Raw genomic sequence first — 14918 nt, 5'->3', positions numbered from 1 at the left:
GAATGAGCATTGGCACTGACGCCTACCAAGCGCACTCTTTGACCAGTTCAAACCAAGGGCTGCTAAAGCGTTTGGTTTGAACTTGCGCTTGTGGCAAATCAACGGCCACCTGCATTGGTTTGGCAAAATAGCGATAAATGATGGCGCGCATCTTATCGCTTTGCAGCTGTTTAAATGCGCTCTGCAATTGCGCTTTGTGCTCAGCCGTCAGGGTGTCGCCTTTGTGATAAGCATATCCTGCCTCAAGCCAGTGTAACAGCGCTTGCTTAGCATTATTAGGAAACGCCTCGGTTAACGTAGCTGTTGGTCCATATAGGCGGTCGTAATTGAGCCGCTGCTCTTGTACTAAAAATACCAGCAGTAAATTCAGTCCGGCAGAAATCTGGCCAGCACGCTTATCTATTGCTTGGTAGCGACTCAAAGCGCTACGAAAGTAGCGCTCTGCAGCGACCACTCTGCCTTCGTCCAAAGCTAAGTAACCGAGATTACTCTCTATCATGGCAACGACATTGGGCAAGGCCAGTTTAATGGCAAGGCTATGGCTTTTGTCATATAAATTGCGAGCTTGTTCATAATCGTTTTGGCTTCTCGCTAATAGCGCCATGCTATTACTCAAGGTGAGGCGTTGACGGTCACTCTCGGCGTAGCGAAAGGCGCATTGAAAGCTGAGTTTGGCATCGGGTAAATATTCTTCATGGCGCAGCCAAATCCCAAGTGCACTCATGACTGTAGTGAGCTTTTGCTGGAAGTAATTGCTGTGATGATGGCTAAACACAGCATCTATGGACTGGTATAGGCGATCATATTGTGCGGTGGGAACGGCAGCTCTGGCATTAATTAAGTGCCAACGAATAAACAGAGCAGCAGAGGCTTGTTGGAGCCCATTTATACTGTCTAAGATGGTGATGGATTGGGCAGGGTTGACGGTCAAATAGTCACTGGCTTCATCCAGCTTTTTAGCCATGTCAGACAGTTGACTGGCGTGACTAAGCGTACAAAAACTACAAACCAACAGTATAATAAGAACTAGCCGCAACGATACTTCCTCGACAGTGGATCCCCTTGATTTAATTGTAGCGCTGGCGGGTGTTTAATTCAAAGTATTTGGTCTCAACAAGGAGGGTGCTCAACGTTTACCGTCGGGGTAAGTGCTTAGCAATTGCACTTAGCAAGACGTGTAATTCAACCGGTTTGGCAACGTAATCATCAAATCCCACTCGTTCATACAAGGCTTTGTCTTCAGCAAAAGCATTGGCGGTGAGTGCGATGATAGTGAGGCTTTGCTGAAGCGCTTTAATTTTTTTACACGCCTCGACGCCATCTAGCTCTGGCATTTGAATATCCATCAAAATCAGATCTGGCGTTTGCTGTTGGCAAAAAGTAACGGCTTCAACCCCATTATTGGCGATGCTAATGTGAGCGCCCGCTTTGCTTAGCATGGTACGTACCACTAGCTGGTTAATTGGATTGTCCTCCGCTAATAAAACACGCACTCCAGATAGGTCGATTTCCTCCAGGGGTTGTGCTGTTGAGTTGCTGTTTTGCTCAGTGGCTGTGAGTGGGAGCTCAACGGTGAAGCGAGTGCCTTTACCTTCTTCACTGGTCACATTGATTGTGCCTTGCATCAGATCAACCAAGGATTTGGTAATAGATAACCCCAGTCCTGTACCACCGAATTTACGAGTGGTAGAAGAGTCCGCCTGCTCGAAACGTGAAAACAGCTTTTTCAATGCCTGTTGGCTCATGCCAATGCCACTGTCTTCTACCACTAATACCAGGCCTGTTTGTTTAGGCTGCGCGGCGATGGTGGCTTTGACACTGCCTGAGTGAGTAAACTTAACGGCATTCGACAGCAAATTAAGCAATATTTGCCTCACTCGCACTTCATCGCCTAGCCAATGTAGCTGCTCTAGTTTAAGTTCGATGCGAAATTTTAACTGTTTGTTGTTAGCCAGTACTGCAAATTCAGAGCGTAAGTGCTCTACTAACACCGCAATATTAAAGGGTTGCTGCTCCAACTTAATTTTTCCCGCTTCAATTTTAGAGTAATCGAGAATGTCGTTAATAATGATGTTTAATGATTTGATGGAGTAAATGGCTTTATCAACAAGGTTACTGCTGCTGTCGCTGAGTGATTCTGACTTCAATAATTGCAAGGTGCCATAGAGGCCATTCATGGGAGTGCGAATTTCATGGCTCATATTAGCCAGAAATTCTGCTTTGGCCTGAGCCGCCTGCTCTGCGGCCTCTTTGGCTTGCGACAACTCTTGCTCTCGCGCAATTTGCTCGGTTAAGTCAAACGCAATGCCTAAAAACCCGTCTATTTCACCTTGCTCATCGGTGAGCGCGGTGACGTTCAATCGAACCTGAACGTGCTTGCCAGACTTAGTGATATAGGTCCAGCGATTAGTATCGACTACCCCTAGTTTTGCCTTTGCTACAAAGCTATCAAAGCCTGGCGTGATAGTAGTACCAAGCTCGGCACTGAGCTGCTGTGCTCTGGCTATCACCTCTTGCTCAAGATGGAAGATGGCAGGGGTTGTTTTGCCAATGACCTCAGCTTGACTATAGCCCAACAGCTTTTCCGCTGCTGGGTTAAATTGGCTGATGGTGCCATCAGGATCCGCGGCAATGATGGCGTATCCCGAGTTTTCTACGATACTGGTTTGCAACTGGTTGTACTTAACCACTTCTTGGGTGCGGTCTTTCACCTCTTGCTCTAAGCGGGTGTTCATGGCACTGAGTGCTCTGGCTTTTTCGGCTTCATCTTGGCGCCTTTGTTGACGCACTAATCGGCGGCGGCCAACAGCATAAACGCCAATAAAGGTTAGACATGCCAGTAGCATCGATACGGTGACTGCAACATTAAGAATGGCTTGAGAGTGGTTTAAGTTAAGGTTGCGAATAAATTGCGAATTAGGCCAAATTTCAATTTTCCAAGTACGGCCAAAAAGGTTGCTGGTGACATTGACCGCCAGAGCCGTGTGATCTTCGCCTGCAATTAAGCTTTGATAAAAAGGCATGGCTTTTTCGGAGGAGGTGACATCTGAAATTTGAATCGATATGTCTTGTTTTAACGCCAATAAGGTCGATAACACTTCGTTGATTAACAAGGGGGAATAACTCCAACCGAGTAAATTATCGAGGCGGCCTTGCACTTGCTCCGGTGCTTTAGGTGAGTGGTATATTGGCGCCAAGATTAAAAAACCGTATTTTACTTTGTCGTTGGCTTGTACCAGGGTGATTGGGGCCGTGAGTCGTGGCTCATTGTTTTTTGCCGCCTCCAGAGCGGCAAAGCGGCGACTTGCTTCAGAGCCAATATCTAAGCCCACAGCCTCATAATTATTCACCTCAGGTTCGATGTATTGAATGATAAAGTGACTACTTTGCGGTTGCTTTAAGGTACGAATGTCAAAGGCGTTATCGGGGCGCTCAGCCGCTGCTACGGCTAAAAATGACTGGAGTTCTTGTGACTCCACATATTTTACCATGCCCACTCCACGAGCCCCTGGGTACGCTGCGGCAAAATCAAAGGTGTCCATGTAGCGCTGCATGGCGGTGTAATCGAATTGGGCGTCGCGTTTAGCGTGCACTGCTGAACGTAAACCTAAGATCCCATACCAATACAGGTTTACTCGCTCAGTGACCGACTCATTGACTTGATCTAGGCGATTATAAAGGGCGGCATAGAGTTTTTCTTGTCGTAAGCTTTGTTCATGATGATATAAAAAAGCACCATAAGTGAGTCCTGCAAGCAACACAATAAGGGCGGCAATTAGCGGCACTATTTTGTTGCTAAGACAGTTACTTAATGATGGATGAAGCACACAGTCATTCCTACGACTAATTCTGTGTTAATAGAGTAGTGTAGTTAGCGCGTAAATCCCAGCAATGATTATGGTAAAATGAAAAAACAGCTGTTATTGCACAGTGTTAGCATCTTATTTGCGGGGCAGGCCACAAGAGCCAGTCATATATGACCGTATTGCTCAACAAGGATTGCTTGACTAAGCTTAAAGTTATTCAGCTCAACTTATTTTTTGCCATGTGGTTTATTTTCTTATTGCTGATAACGCTTAGTGTTACTTCGAGTGCCGATGATACCAAGTCAGTAGTTATCGCTGGCGATAATTGGTGCCCAGTGAATTGCTCAGAAAATGACAGCAACCCCGGTTTTATGATTGAGGTGGCCAGCGAAGCATTAGCGATATCAGGCTATGAAGTGCGCTATATAGAAATGCCGTGGATGCGGGCAATACATCAAGCCCGCGCGGGGAAAGTGGATGCCATTGTTGGGGCGTTTAGTGGTGATGCACCCGACTTTCATTTCCCTAAGGTGCCCATTTTACAGCTGAGCCCTAATACTTTGTTTACCCTTAAAGAAAACGACTGGCGCTATAAAAACCAGCAGTCATTAGCCAAAGTTCAGCTTGGCGCCGTACGTGGCTATGATTATGGCACCCTGCTTAATGCTTACATCAAGTCGCACCAAGGCGGTGAGCGTAGCAAGGTGACCTTATTATCGGGTGATAATGTAGTAAGACGCAGTTTAAACTTGCTGCTCAGCGGCCGCATTGATGTTTATGTTGATGCTGGGCCGGTGGTCTGGTATCAAGCAAAGCGGTTAGGGGTTGTTGATCAGTTACAAACGGTGGGATCAATTAGCCCACTAGAACCGGCATATATCGCTTTTTCTCCTACCAATCAAAACAGTGAAGCGCTGCAGCTGGCACTTGATTTGGGAGTGTTAAGGTTAAAACTGGACGGTCGCTTAGATGAAATTGCGCAGAAGTACGCCATCAAACCTGAGTTTTATCGTTAGCGGTTAGCAGCGATTGAGGGCAAAATTTGCCACCTCTAAGGTATTTTGGTTAGGCCTTTTTATGGGCCACTAGCGTATGAAGCAAATAGTGAAACAGTGGCGGTGGATAAATTTCATTCTATCGACTAGGCTTTAACACTCTCCTTTAAAGAAAATAGTTATGGCGAAAGCGTTTGGCTTAATACCGGTTATTTGTATATTTTCTGTTTTGGTGTTTAACACCAGCTACGCGCAAGTTCCTCTATTAACAAACGAATATTCAGTGCAAACGTACAGTGCTGAAGAGGGCTTCGTCTCTTCCGAAATTTACTCTATTGTTCAAGATCATCCCGGACGAATTTGGTTTGGTACCGCAGAGAATGGCGTTATGCGATACGACGGTACCGCGGTGAAACTATTTGAGTTCGACAGCACAGATCCCAATAGCCTGCCTCACAACGACGCGGGAAACTTGATGCTTGCAAGGAGTGGCAAAATTTGGATAGGTACATGGGGAGGCGGGGCCAGCCAATACGACCCTAAAACCGGCATTTTCAACAATTACTTGCACGAGCCATCGCGTGACGACTCCCTCTCTGCTAACCGAGTGCAATCCTTTTACCAAGATCAAGATGGCCATATTTGGCTTGGGACCTATGACCAAGGGCTTAATCGCTTCTTAGGGAATAACCGTTTTAAACGTCTATTGAAAGCAACCGACAATACACCAGGGGTCTCACATAACCGCATTTGGGACATAGAAGGCCACGATAACCAGCATCTGTGGGTGGCCACCAGTTATGGCTTAAACTTAGTTAACAAAGAAAGCGGGCACGCTCGCTACTTTTTCCCCGAGCCCAGTAATAAAACTCCAACTGGTGGCAATGAGATCCGTCATATACTAAAAACCCGTGATGGCAGCATGTATATTGGTACGCAACAAGGGCCTTTTGCTTTTAATCAAGTAAGCGGTCAGTTTAGCCCATTAGGCAGGGTAACACCTGAAGCATTAGGGCAAGTCAATTCGATGATTGAAGATCACGCTGGGTTTATATGGTTTGTTACCAGCAATGGTGTGTATCGTTATAACCCCGCAGAAAATCATATAAAACGCTTAGATCTCGAGCATAACAAAGGTTTGCGGATCATTTTTGAGGATCGAGCCAAAACACTTTGGGTCACTAATGAAGTGCATGGCATCTTCAAGCTTGTACCACACCGTCAGTTTAAGTCGTTGCAAGATGCCAGATTAACCGCCCCCAATGGCATTGCTGCGGATAAAAATGGCGATGTAATTATTGCTAACTCCAAGTCACAAATTTTTAAGTGGCAAGTTGAACAGCAGCAATTGATGCCCCTATATGAAGCAATTTTTACCCCAAAAGCTGGCTTTGATCCGAACCGGTTACTGGAAAGCCCTGTGGTGTATTTAGAAAACAGCACAACCTTGTGGGTAGCGCAGGATGAAGGGTTGGCTAGAGTGGACCTTACCTCAGAGGCCGTAGAGTTAATCCATTACCCTAGCGAACAACCAGGATATCAAGAATTTAGAGAAATTCGGGCGTTAAGCAGCGACAACAGCGGAAGGTTGTGGATAGGGACGTATAAACATGGCATTTATGTTTACGACCATAGCAACAAGGTGTTCCAGCGCTTGAATAAAGACCAAGGGTTAACCCACCCTGAGGTGTTAAAAATATTCCGAGATAACCAGGGCACTATGTGGGTGGGGACTGGCAGCGGAGTTAGTCGTTGGCAAGAACAAACGCAGCGGTTTGTTGCCTTTAAAGAAGACAAATACAACAGCAAAAGCCTTTTGGGAAGTTTAGTTCAGGATATTCACCAGTCTAAAGAGGGAAAAATATGGATTGCAACGCAAAAAGGCTTAAATCAATACTTACCTGAACAGCAAGGGTTTCAACACACCAATGAAAAGGATGGCTTACCAACCACTTTGATCCGAGCTGTGGCAGATGACGAGCAGGGCAACCTGTGGCTCACCACTAATAAAGGAGTGTCTAAGTATTCGCCAGACACGCAAACGGTGAAGAACTTTGATAGTCACGATGGTCTTTTAGGCTTGAATTACTACCCCGGTAGCTTAGTGATGGCCAAAAACAATACTTTGTTTACCAGTAGCCAACGCGGCATTGAGTACTTTAGCGCCGATGATATCCGCACCGACAATTTTAACCCCAATGTTATTTTAACGGGCTTTAATGTCATGGGAGAGCCGAAAAAGCTCGATAAACCGTACGCTTATGTTACTGATATTCAACTGTCATACCTTGATTATGTATTCTCGGTAGAATTTGCCGTTTTAGACTTTATTGCACCGAATAAAAATCTTTATGCCTACAAACTCGAGGGCTATGACGAGCAATGGATTGATATTGAAAACCGCAATAGCGTTTCATTTACCAATCTCGATGGTGGTTCTTATACCTTATTAGTTAAGGCTACAAATAGTAATGGCCAGTGGAGTGATAACCTACTCAAGCTTAACCTGCACGTTGCGCCTCCCATGTGGCAAACCTGGTGGGCATACACACTGTATACCCTGATACTATCGGGGCTTATTTTTCTGACTATTTACTTAAAAACGCGATTGCAAAAGAATGAGATTAACAGACAAAAACAATTTGTGACTAAGCTTGAGCAACAAGTTTCTGAGAAAACCGCTTCGTTAGAAAATCAAGCCAGAGAGTTGGCCACAGCGCTTGAACAAGCCAACGCGGCGACCCAGTTAAAGTCGGAATTTTTGGCCAACATGAGTCACGAAATCCGTACGCCGATGAATGGCGTGATTGGCATGCTCAACCTGTTGAAGTCTACAGCACTCAATGGTGAGCAAGCCCATGCCGTTGAGGTGGCTAATGCCAGTGCCAACTCATTACTGACGTTAATTAACGACATTTTAGATTTTTCTAAAATTGAAGCGGATAAGCTTGAATTAGAGCACCTTGAGTTTGAATTACGCGAGCTAATTGAGCTGTTGGTCGAGTCGTTAGCGCTCAGTGCGCACAGTAAAGGGGTAGAGGTGGTGCTCGACCTAGCAGAGCTAAAAGACGTTAAAGTGAAGTCTGATCCTGGGCGTATTCGACAAATTTTAAGTAATATTCTCAGCAATGCCATCAAGTTTACCGAGCAAGGTGAAATCGTAATAACCGCGCATTTACAGCCAGCAAAACAGCCGGGGTATGCTTATTTTCATTGCCAAATTCAAGACACGGGTATTGGTATCCCGCAACAGAAACAGGCCATTCTGTTTGATGCTTTTAGCCAAGTGGATGCCTCAACAACACGAAAATATGGCGGTACTGGGTTGGGGTTAAGTATCACCAAACGCCTCTGCCAACTACTTCAGGGAGATATTGACGTCATCAGTGAGGTAGGGGTAGGAAGCTCCTTTACGGTTACCTGTTTAGTGGAAGTCATATCAAGCGGTGAAGGTAAAGATCTCTGCCTCGAAGATCTTGGCCTAAAGGTGTTGTTAGTTGATGCTAATAGCGCAAACACAGCGGCTATCAAAAAGCAGCTGCAGTGCTGGGGTGTAGCAGTTACGACCACTCATGACTTGCAAGCGGCCGAGGAAATGTTGCAAGCCAGTACCTTAACACAGCAGCATGACTATAATTTAGTGCTCTTTACTGATGACCAAAAAACACCAAGCACTAAATTAACAGAGCAGCTGCAAAAGCAACTGCCTAGCCCGCAAACAAAGTGGGTCATGATGGTGCCAATGAGTGAACACGATAGCAAACACAAAATGCGAGCGGCTCATTTAGACGCATACATCTATAAGCCCATTACCCAGGCGGCACTTGTTAAGTCATTATCAATGGCGTGCGCGGAAGTTGAAACGCGGCTGCAAAAACACAATGCCACCGCGTTGGCTGTGGAAGCTGACTCAAGCCCTGCTGAAGCGAAAGACTGGAAAGAGAAATTACATGTGCTGTTAGTAGAAGACAATAAAGTTAATCAGCTGGTGGCGCTCAAATTACTTGGCAATCATGGCATTAAAACACAGGTTGCTGAAAATGGTGTACAAGCCATAGAGGCCCTAAAACAGCATGTTAACTCAGAGCCGTTTACCTTAGTCTTAATGGATTGCCAAATGCCCGAACTCGATGGCTACCAAGCTACCCAAGCCATCCGCTCTGGTGAGGCCGGTCAGAACAACGTAGAGCTGCCAATTATCGCCATGACAGCCAACGCCATGCAAGGTGATAAACAAAAATGCTTAAGCGCTGGTATGAACGATTACATTACCAAACCCATTGTTGAACAAGAGGTTATTGATAAGCTGCAACAGTGGGTTGATAAATAACCAAAGTGCTTTCTCATTAGTGATATAGGTATACACTGTCTATTTTTTTACAACCAGAACATTATCAATAATGAACAGGGGGCTTGGCTCTAAGAAAACCATACTGGGTTAGACTTCATCAAAGCTTGCATATCGCTCAGCGAGAAAATCGATCAGAGCTCGAACGGCAGGAAGCAGTCCTCTTCGAGATGGATAAACGATATGAATTATCTCTGGGGGGCTCTCCAATCATCAAGCAGGTGTAGCAAGGTGCCCTTTCGGATTTCTTCACTTACCATCAAGTGTGGTAGCTGAACTACGCCATTACCAGCCAATGCAGCATTGCGAAGTGCAACCATATCGGTTGTGATAAAACGGGGCTTAAATGGCACCTCAATCAACTTTCCTTTTGGACACGTCCAGCACCAGCTGAAAGAATACTGAGGTAAACCCACAGCTAAGCTAGGCCATTGCTGTAACTCAGTAAGGTGCTGAGGTTGGCCGAATTGTTCTACTAATTTGGGACTTGCGACGAGGCTTAAACTGCGTTCAGATAAAACCCGCATGATCAAATCGCTGTTTTCAATAGGAGGTGGACGTACTCGGATCGCAATATCTACCCCCTCAGAAATGACATCAACGCGACGATTTGATGCTTCAAGGTTTATATTTACTTCGGGATAAAGCGCCATAAATTCACCTAACATGCAACCAATATGAGCATGGAGCAAAGCAATTGGGCAGGTTAATTTGATCGTGCCTCTAGGCGCTGACTTTAGAGAATCAATAGCATTTTGAGCAGACTCGGCTTCAACTAGCATGGCTTTACAATGTTGAAAGTATACTTGACCAACCTCAGTGAGCTGGAAGCTTCTTGTTGAGCGGTAAATAAGCTTGGTATCGAGTCTGCTCTCTAATTCGGCAACACGACGACTCAATTTCGATTTGGGTATCCCTAATGCTCTACCCGCCGCGGCAAAACCACCATTCTCAACGGATTTCACAAAATAGTAGAGATCATTAAGATCTTGCATTTCATTGTCCTATTTATAGAACTTACTACTTCATTTTAGCTATCTACTGCACAATTAAGCAATATATTAGGCTTAAAGCAGTTAAATTCTCGACCACTAAGCTCTCGGTGTGATTTTGGCAACTAAGCAACGGATTGAGACTTAACCTCAGGATAAAACCTAAGCGCTAGAGTTTGCAAGCTTATAAACCCCCTAAAAATAGGCGTTCACGAGCAAGTAAGCAGGCGGGGATTTAGCCACTTTTTCTTTAACTTTATAACTTTGGAGAAGACAGATGAGCTTTAAATACAATAGATTAGATAAAGATAATGCAGCCGTTCTTTTGGTAGATCATCAAGCGGGATTATTATCTCTAGTTCGTGATATTGAACCCGATAAATTCAAAAATAACGTCTTGGCTTTAGCCGATTTAGCCAAGTATTTTAACCTTCCAACCATCTTAACTACCAGCTTTGAAACTGGACCCAACGGACCTTTGGTACCAGAGTTAAAAGAAATATTCCCTGACGCACCTTATATTGCAAGACCCGGACAGATTAATGCTTGGGACAACGAAGAATTTCTGGCTGCTGTTAAAGCAACAGGAAAGAAGCAGTTAATTATTGCTGGTGTTGTAACTGAGGTGTGCGTAGCATTTCCGGTCCTCTCTGCGCTTGAGGAAGGGTTTGAAGTATTTGTCGTTACTGATGCTTCAGGAACGTTTAATCCTATGACTAGAGATGCAGCCTGGGAGCGTATGTCACAAGCCGGTGCTCAAATGATGACATGGTTTGGTACTGCTTGTGATTTGCATCGTGATTGGCGTAATGATATTGAGGGGCTAGGAGCTTTATTCTCAAACCACATTCCTGACTATAGAAATTTAATCACCAGCTATACTACTCTAACAAGTAACGATTAGTAGGTTATACACTTGTCTTACTTAATGAGCGGGAACTACCGCTCATTAAACAATCAATCAAAGGGGGAGTGCGCCATGAGTAATTTATCAACTTCTTTAGAGCAAGACTGCACTGTTACTGATGGCTGCAGTGCGCTTAAACTGGTGCTAACGCCAAAAGACAAAGAGCTAGGTGGTTTTACGGTGCGGCGCAGTATTCCTGTTAAAGCGTGTCGTAGTATTGGCCCATGGGTATTCTTTGATCACATGGGGCCTGCGCAATTTGCCAAAGGGCAAGGGGTGGACGTTAGGCCCCATCCACATATCGGCTTAGCCACGGTTACTTACCTGTTTGAGGGGGAAATGTTGCACCGCGACTCACTCGGCACAGAGCAAGTGATCACCCCTGGTGCTGTGAACCTGATGGTGGCAGGGCGTGGCATTGTTCATTCCGAGCGGCAAAGAGAAGAAATAAAAGCAGCACCGCAACGCATGCATGGACTACAACTGTGGTTAGCATTACCAGAGCATGAAGAGCAGTGTGAGCCAGACTTTCTCCACTACCCTGGAAGTGCCATCCCAAGCACCGTAGAGCATGGTGTGGCCATCAAAGTGTTGATAGGTTCCGCTTATGGGATTACTTCCCCAGTAAAAACCTTTTCCGAGACTCTTTATCTCGAAGCTCGTCTGCAAGCAGGACAAACACTAACACTGCCAGAAACCGACGAATTAGGCGTGTACGTTGTTAAAGGTAAACTCACCAGCAAAGACACCCAACTCAACGAGCACACCATGGCCGTATTTGCTCATGAAGCGAGTATTCAAGTGACAGCACAAAGTGACACCATCTTAGCCATTATCGGTGGCCACTCAGTAGGTAAACGCTACATGGACTGGAATTTTGTTGCCAGCGACAAAGTATTAATCGATAAAGCCAAACAAGACTGGCAAGCCGGTCACTTCGCCAAGGTGCCCAATGATGACCAAGAGTTTATTCCTTTGCCGACATAGTGATTGTTGCTATTTGCTTTAATCGGTTTGCGCAATTGCCAACCGCGGCAAGGGAATTCAACCTAAGGTAAATAGGCCTTTAAAATCAGATGTGGTCACAATGTGGGCATTTTGTGGATGGAAAGTGGATGTTTGACCCCAAAAGGTTCCCCGAACTGGTGGGTAAAGAAAAACCCTAAGTTATTGATTTTAATCGTAACTTAGGGTTTCTTGGTATTGGTGGAGCTGGGGGGATTTGAACCCCCGTCCAGAAAACCTCGACCTTCGGTCCTACATGTTTAGTATCGTCTATTGGTTAACCTTTAAAGCTCGGACGAACACGATCAGTAAAGGCGAGGCCGCTTAGTTTTAGCCCTTCAACCCCGGCCAGGGTTTCCGTAGCGAGTCCGTGTAGGGTGACACTTCAGAACCGGGTCCACAGACATACACCGGAGAAGTGCTAGCGGGCTATTATGCCGCTAGAGCGTAGTTATCGTCGTTTGCGATTACTTTAAAATGCGGCTTTTTTACGAGGCCAACCGCACCTCGACATGCACCTCAGGCTTCATGAATCCTGTCGAATCCTAATCAGCCCCTGAATAAATTCAGTAATTGTTAGCTTTGTTGAATCATTTGCTAACTATGTTTTCATTATACATGGGAACAATGGCATTACAATGGCTTATCACGGTATTTAATAGTTGTTGGGCTTGTTTGCTTACTTTCTCAACGACTATTCATGGAGTTAAGTGTCGGGCGTTTGCTGTGGCTGCTGTATGGGTTGATAAAGGCCAACACTAAGGGGAAGTATTGTTGAGTAAAGTGGCATAAAAGTGGTTGACGATATGTTATCACTGCAGTAGCACTTGCTTACATTGCTGACTTTTATTGGTCTATAAGTGGCTAAAAATGGGGAATAAGTCTTTAGTGTGAATATTCTAATTTCTATCTGTGGGGGCTAAAGGGTTTTTGTTGGCTGCCGATAACTATAGCAATAATAATAAGTTGAGCTAATTGTGCAGGAATTCGTTTACATTCATTTATAATTTGTAGCGATTAAGGTAAGGTTAAGCTTAACAAGCTGTTTAAGTTGTGCTCAAATAAAGCATCTGCGCATTTTGTCAATTAAACATAAGAATAATAACTTAATGCTTTTTTTGTAGGATTTATGAATGTCGTTATTTCGTTTTGATGAGGATGAAGGCTACGTTTACTTGCTTTCTCATCCAATAGAATCCGGTTTTCCGGCGAGTGCGTCTCAATTGGTTGAGATGATCGAGGGCTCGCCGTATGCGGATTTTGAAATCATTCATGCCAATATTGGTCAGCTTTTTACTGAAAGTGATGATCCTAAGCAAGATTCGTTAATTGTTGCCAGGGCCATTGATGCTGAGATCACTATAAAAATTGAAGAAGGCAATATGTTGGCTGAAGCGCGCATTTGCACCGCTAAAGGTGGCAAAATGGTGTGCATGGATAGGGCCAAGCAGGCACTTCGAAAAGCGGGGATCAAAAAAGGGGTCAGCGCCAAAGCACTCGATAACCTTTTGGGCCAACAGTTAGAATTACCTGCAGGCCATACTTACAGTGGGATTGTAGCCACCGGTCAGCGCGCAAAAGACGGTAGCGATGCGAAATTTGTGCGGTTATGCATGACAGCGCAAGATAGAGTGTTAAGCCCGCAAGCGGCCAGCGGCGGTAAAGTCGATATGCGTAACTTAGGCGCTATTATTACCGTTAAGCCTGGCAGCCCACTGATGAAAAAAGTACCACCTACCGAAGGCGAGCCAGGTTACACCGTTTTTGGCGATCCCATTGAAGCGAAACCAGGTAAAGATGCGGCTCTTGAAGTGTCTGAGGGCACGAAGTTAGACCCAGATGATGTAAACCTACTTATTGCAGACGCCAAAGGCGTACCTGTGGCCATTCCTCGCGGTATCCGCGTAGACGACGTGCTGTGTTACGACAACATTGATGTGACCACCGGTCATGTTGAGTTTGACGGCAGCGTCATCGTCAGCGGTGACATTAAAGACGGCATGCGCGTCAAAGCCTCTGGCGATATTACCGTAATTGGCTTTGTGGAGTCAGCAGAAATAGAAAGTAATGGCGCCATTACCGTGATGCTTGGAGCTATTGGCCGTAAGCGTGTTGAGGGTGAGCCGTTTTCGTGCAGTATTAAATCCAAACGTTCGGTGTCTTTGGGTTACGCCCAGTACTGCCATGTGGAAAGTGAGCAAGATATTCTCATTGAACGCCAAGCCCTGCATTGCGATCTGGCTTCTAAGCGTTTGATAAAAATTGGTAAGGGTGACAAACCACGAGGCAAGCTTATCGGCGGGAATATTCTCGATGCCATGCGCATTGAAGCCGGTGAAATTGGTGCGCCATCGGGCACCAAGACGCGCATTGCCATTGCCCAAGACTGGGATTCATTGCACGAAAAGTACCGTGAATTTGCTGAATTAGAAAGGGTGCTGGCTAGAAAAGCCATCGATATTAAGCAAGCAAAAAATAAAGCTGAAGCCTCAGCGCCTTCAGCTAAGCGCGACGCTTATTTAGCTAGGTTGCAAAGCAGTGAAACTCAAGTGAGCAAACACTATGCTCGCAACCAGCGCAACATGCGTTTAGTGCAGCAAAAAATTCAGCGCTTAGCGCGTTTAAGCCGGGTAACAGTGAATGAGCTGCTGCACCCGGGTACCGAAGTGACCATCGCGAAAGACAAAAAGCAATTTTCGCGAATTTACCCGCCTAACCATGTCAAATTACATGAGGGTAAAATTACTCAACAGTTCACTACTGTACAAGCTGCAGAGACAGCTTAGGCTGGCTCTGCAACCATCCTTACTTACCTAAGTGCTTGTTCGATTCGAGGGGGCAAGTTTGCTGATTATTGCGTTAGAA

At 45.4% G+C, this 14918-nt stretch carries 8 protein-coding genes and 1 other RNA gene; 5 read left to right on the top strand and 4 right to left on the bottom strand.

Features of this window, described 5'->3' with window-relative positions; genetic code table 11:
• Nucleotides 1-22: 22 nt before the first annotated feature.
• Together ACNKW2_RS12535 and ACNKW2_RS12530 are read right to left on the bottom strand one after the other, a co-directional pair.
• On the bottom strand, nt 23-964 hold the full coding sequence (locus tag ACNKW2_RS12535; protein WP_419148885.1) for a tetratricopeptide repeat protein: 942 nt from the start codon (nt 962-964) through the stop codon (nt 23-25).
• A gap of 169 nt (nt 965-1133) precedes the next feature.
• Nucleotides 1134-3827: a CHASE domain-containing protein gene (locus ACNKW2_RS12530; protein ID WP_419148884.1), complete on the bottom strand. Its 2694-nt coding sequence runs from the start codon at nt 3825-3827 to the stop codon at nt 1134-1136.
• A 176-nt stretch (nt 3828-4003) separates the two neighbouring features.
• On the opposite strand from ACNKW2_RS12530, the gene ACNKW2_RS12525 reads away from it, so the two are divergent.
• Together ACNKW2_RS12525 and ACNKW2_RS12520 are read left to right on the top strand one after the other, a co-directional pair.
• Entirely contained in the window at nt 4004-4822 is an 819-nt protein-coding gene (locus tag ACNKW2_RS12525; protein ID WP_419148883.1) for a substrate-binding periplasmic protein, read from the top strand.
• 160 nt (nt 4823-4982) lie between these two features.
• Complete coding sequence (locus tag ACNKW2_RS12520; protein ID WP_419148882.1) at nt 4983-9131, top strand: hybrid sensor histidine kinase/response regulator; 4149 nt, start codon at nt 4983-4985, stop codon at nt 9129-9131.
• A gap of 206 nt (nt 9132-9337) precedes the next feature.
• Here the strand turns inward: ACNKW2_RS12520 and ACNKW2_RS12515 are convergent, their stop codons facing one another.
• Entirely contained in the window at nt 9338-10144 is an 807-nt protein-coding gene (locus ACNKW2_RS12515; protein ID WP_419148881.1) for a LysR substrate-binding domain-containing protein, read from the bottom strand.
• Between the two features lie 274 nt (nt 10145-10418).
• Between ACNKW2_RS12515 and ycaC the strand changes: the two genes are divergently transcribed.
• On the top strand, nt 10419-11045 hold the full coding sequence (gene ycaC, locus ACNKW2_RS12510; RefSeq protein WP_419148880.1) for an isochorismate family cysteine hydrolase YcaC: 627 nt from the start codon (nt 10419-10421) through the stop codon (nt 11043-11045).
• A 75-nt stretch (nt 11046-11120) separates the two neighbouring features.
• Nucleotides 11121-12035 (top strand): pirin family protein, encoded by a 915-nt coding sequence (locus ACNKW2_RS12505; protein WP_419148879.1) that lies wholly within the window; start codon nt 11121-11123, stop codon nt 12033-12035.
• 217 nt (nt 12036-12252) lie between these two features.
• Here the strand turns inward: ACNKW2_RS12505 and ssrA are convergent.
• Nucleotides 12253-12610, bottom strand: a transfer-messenger RNA (tmRNA) gene (gene ssrA / locus ACNKW2_RS12500).
• 576 nt (nt 12611-13186) lie between these two features.
• Between ssrA and ACNKW2_RS12495 the strand changes: the two genes are divergently transcribed.
• A complete protein-coding gene (locus tag ACNKW2_RS12495; protein WP_419148878.1) occupies nt 13187-14839 on the top strand; it encodes a DUF342 domain-containing protein in 1653 nt (550 codons plus the stop codon).
• The last annotated feature ends 79 nt before the right edge of the window (nt 14840-14918 follow it).

Source organism: Pseudoalteromonas 'SMAR' (assembly GCF_048515945.1).
Classification (GTDB): Bacteria; Pseudomonadota; Gammaproteobacteria; order Enterobacterales; family Alteromonadaceae; genus Pseudoalteromonas.
The sequence above is the reverse complement of the archived record's forward strand: the minus strand, read 5'-3'. Positions and strand labels throughout refer to the sequence as shown.

What these genes read in the sequence shown, in the direction of transcription:
- ACNKW2_RS12505 (WP_419148879.1), top strand. Translation starts at nt 11,121, where the DNA reads ATGAGTAATTTATCAACTTCTTTAGAGCAAGACTGCACTGTTACTGAT.
- ACNKW2_RS12515 (WP_419148881.1), bottom strand. Translation starts at nt 10,144, where the DNA reads ATGCAAGATCTTAATGATCTCTACTATTTTGTGAAATCCGTTGAGAAT.
- ACNKW2_RS12520 (WP_419148882.1), top strand. Translation starts at nt 4,983, where the DNA reads ATGGCGAAAGCGTTTGGCTTAATACCGGTTATTTGTATATTTTCTGTT.
- ycaC (WP_419148880.1), top strand. Translation starts at nt 10,419, where the DNA reads ATGAGCTTTAAATACAATAGATTAGATAAAGATAATGCAGCCGTTCTT.
- ACNKW2_RS12495 (WP_419148878.1), top strand. Translation starts at nt 13,187, where the DNA reads ATGTCGTTATTTCGTTTTGATGAGGATGAAGGCTACGTTTACTTGCTT.
- ACNKW2_RS12535 (WP_419148885.1), bottom strand. Translation starts at nt 964, where the DNA reads ATGGCTAAAAAGCTGGATGAAGCCAGTGACTATTTGACCGTCAACCCT.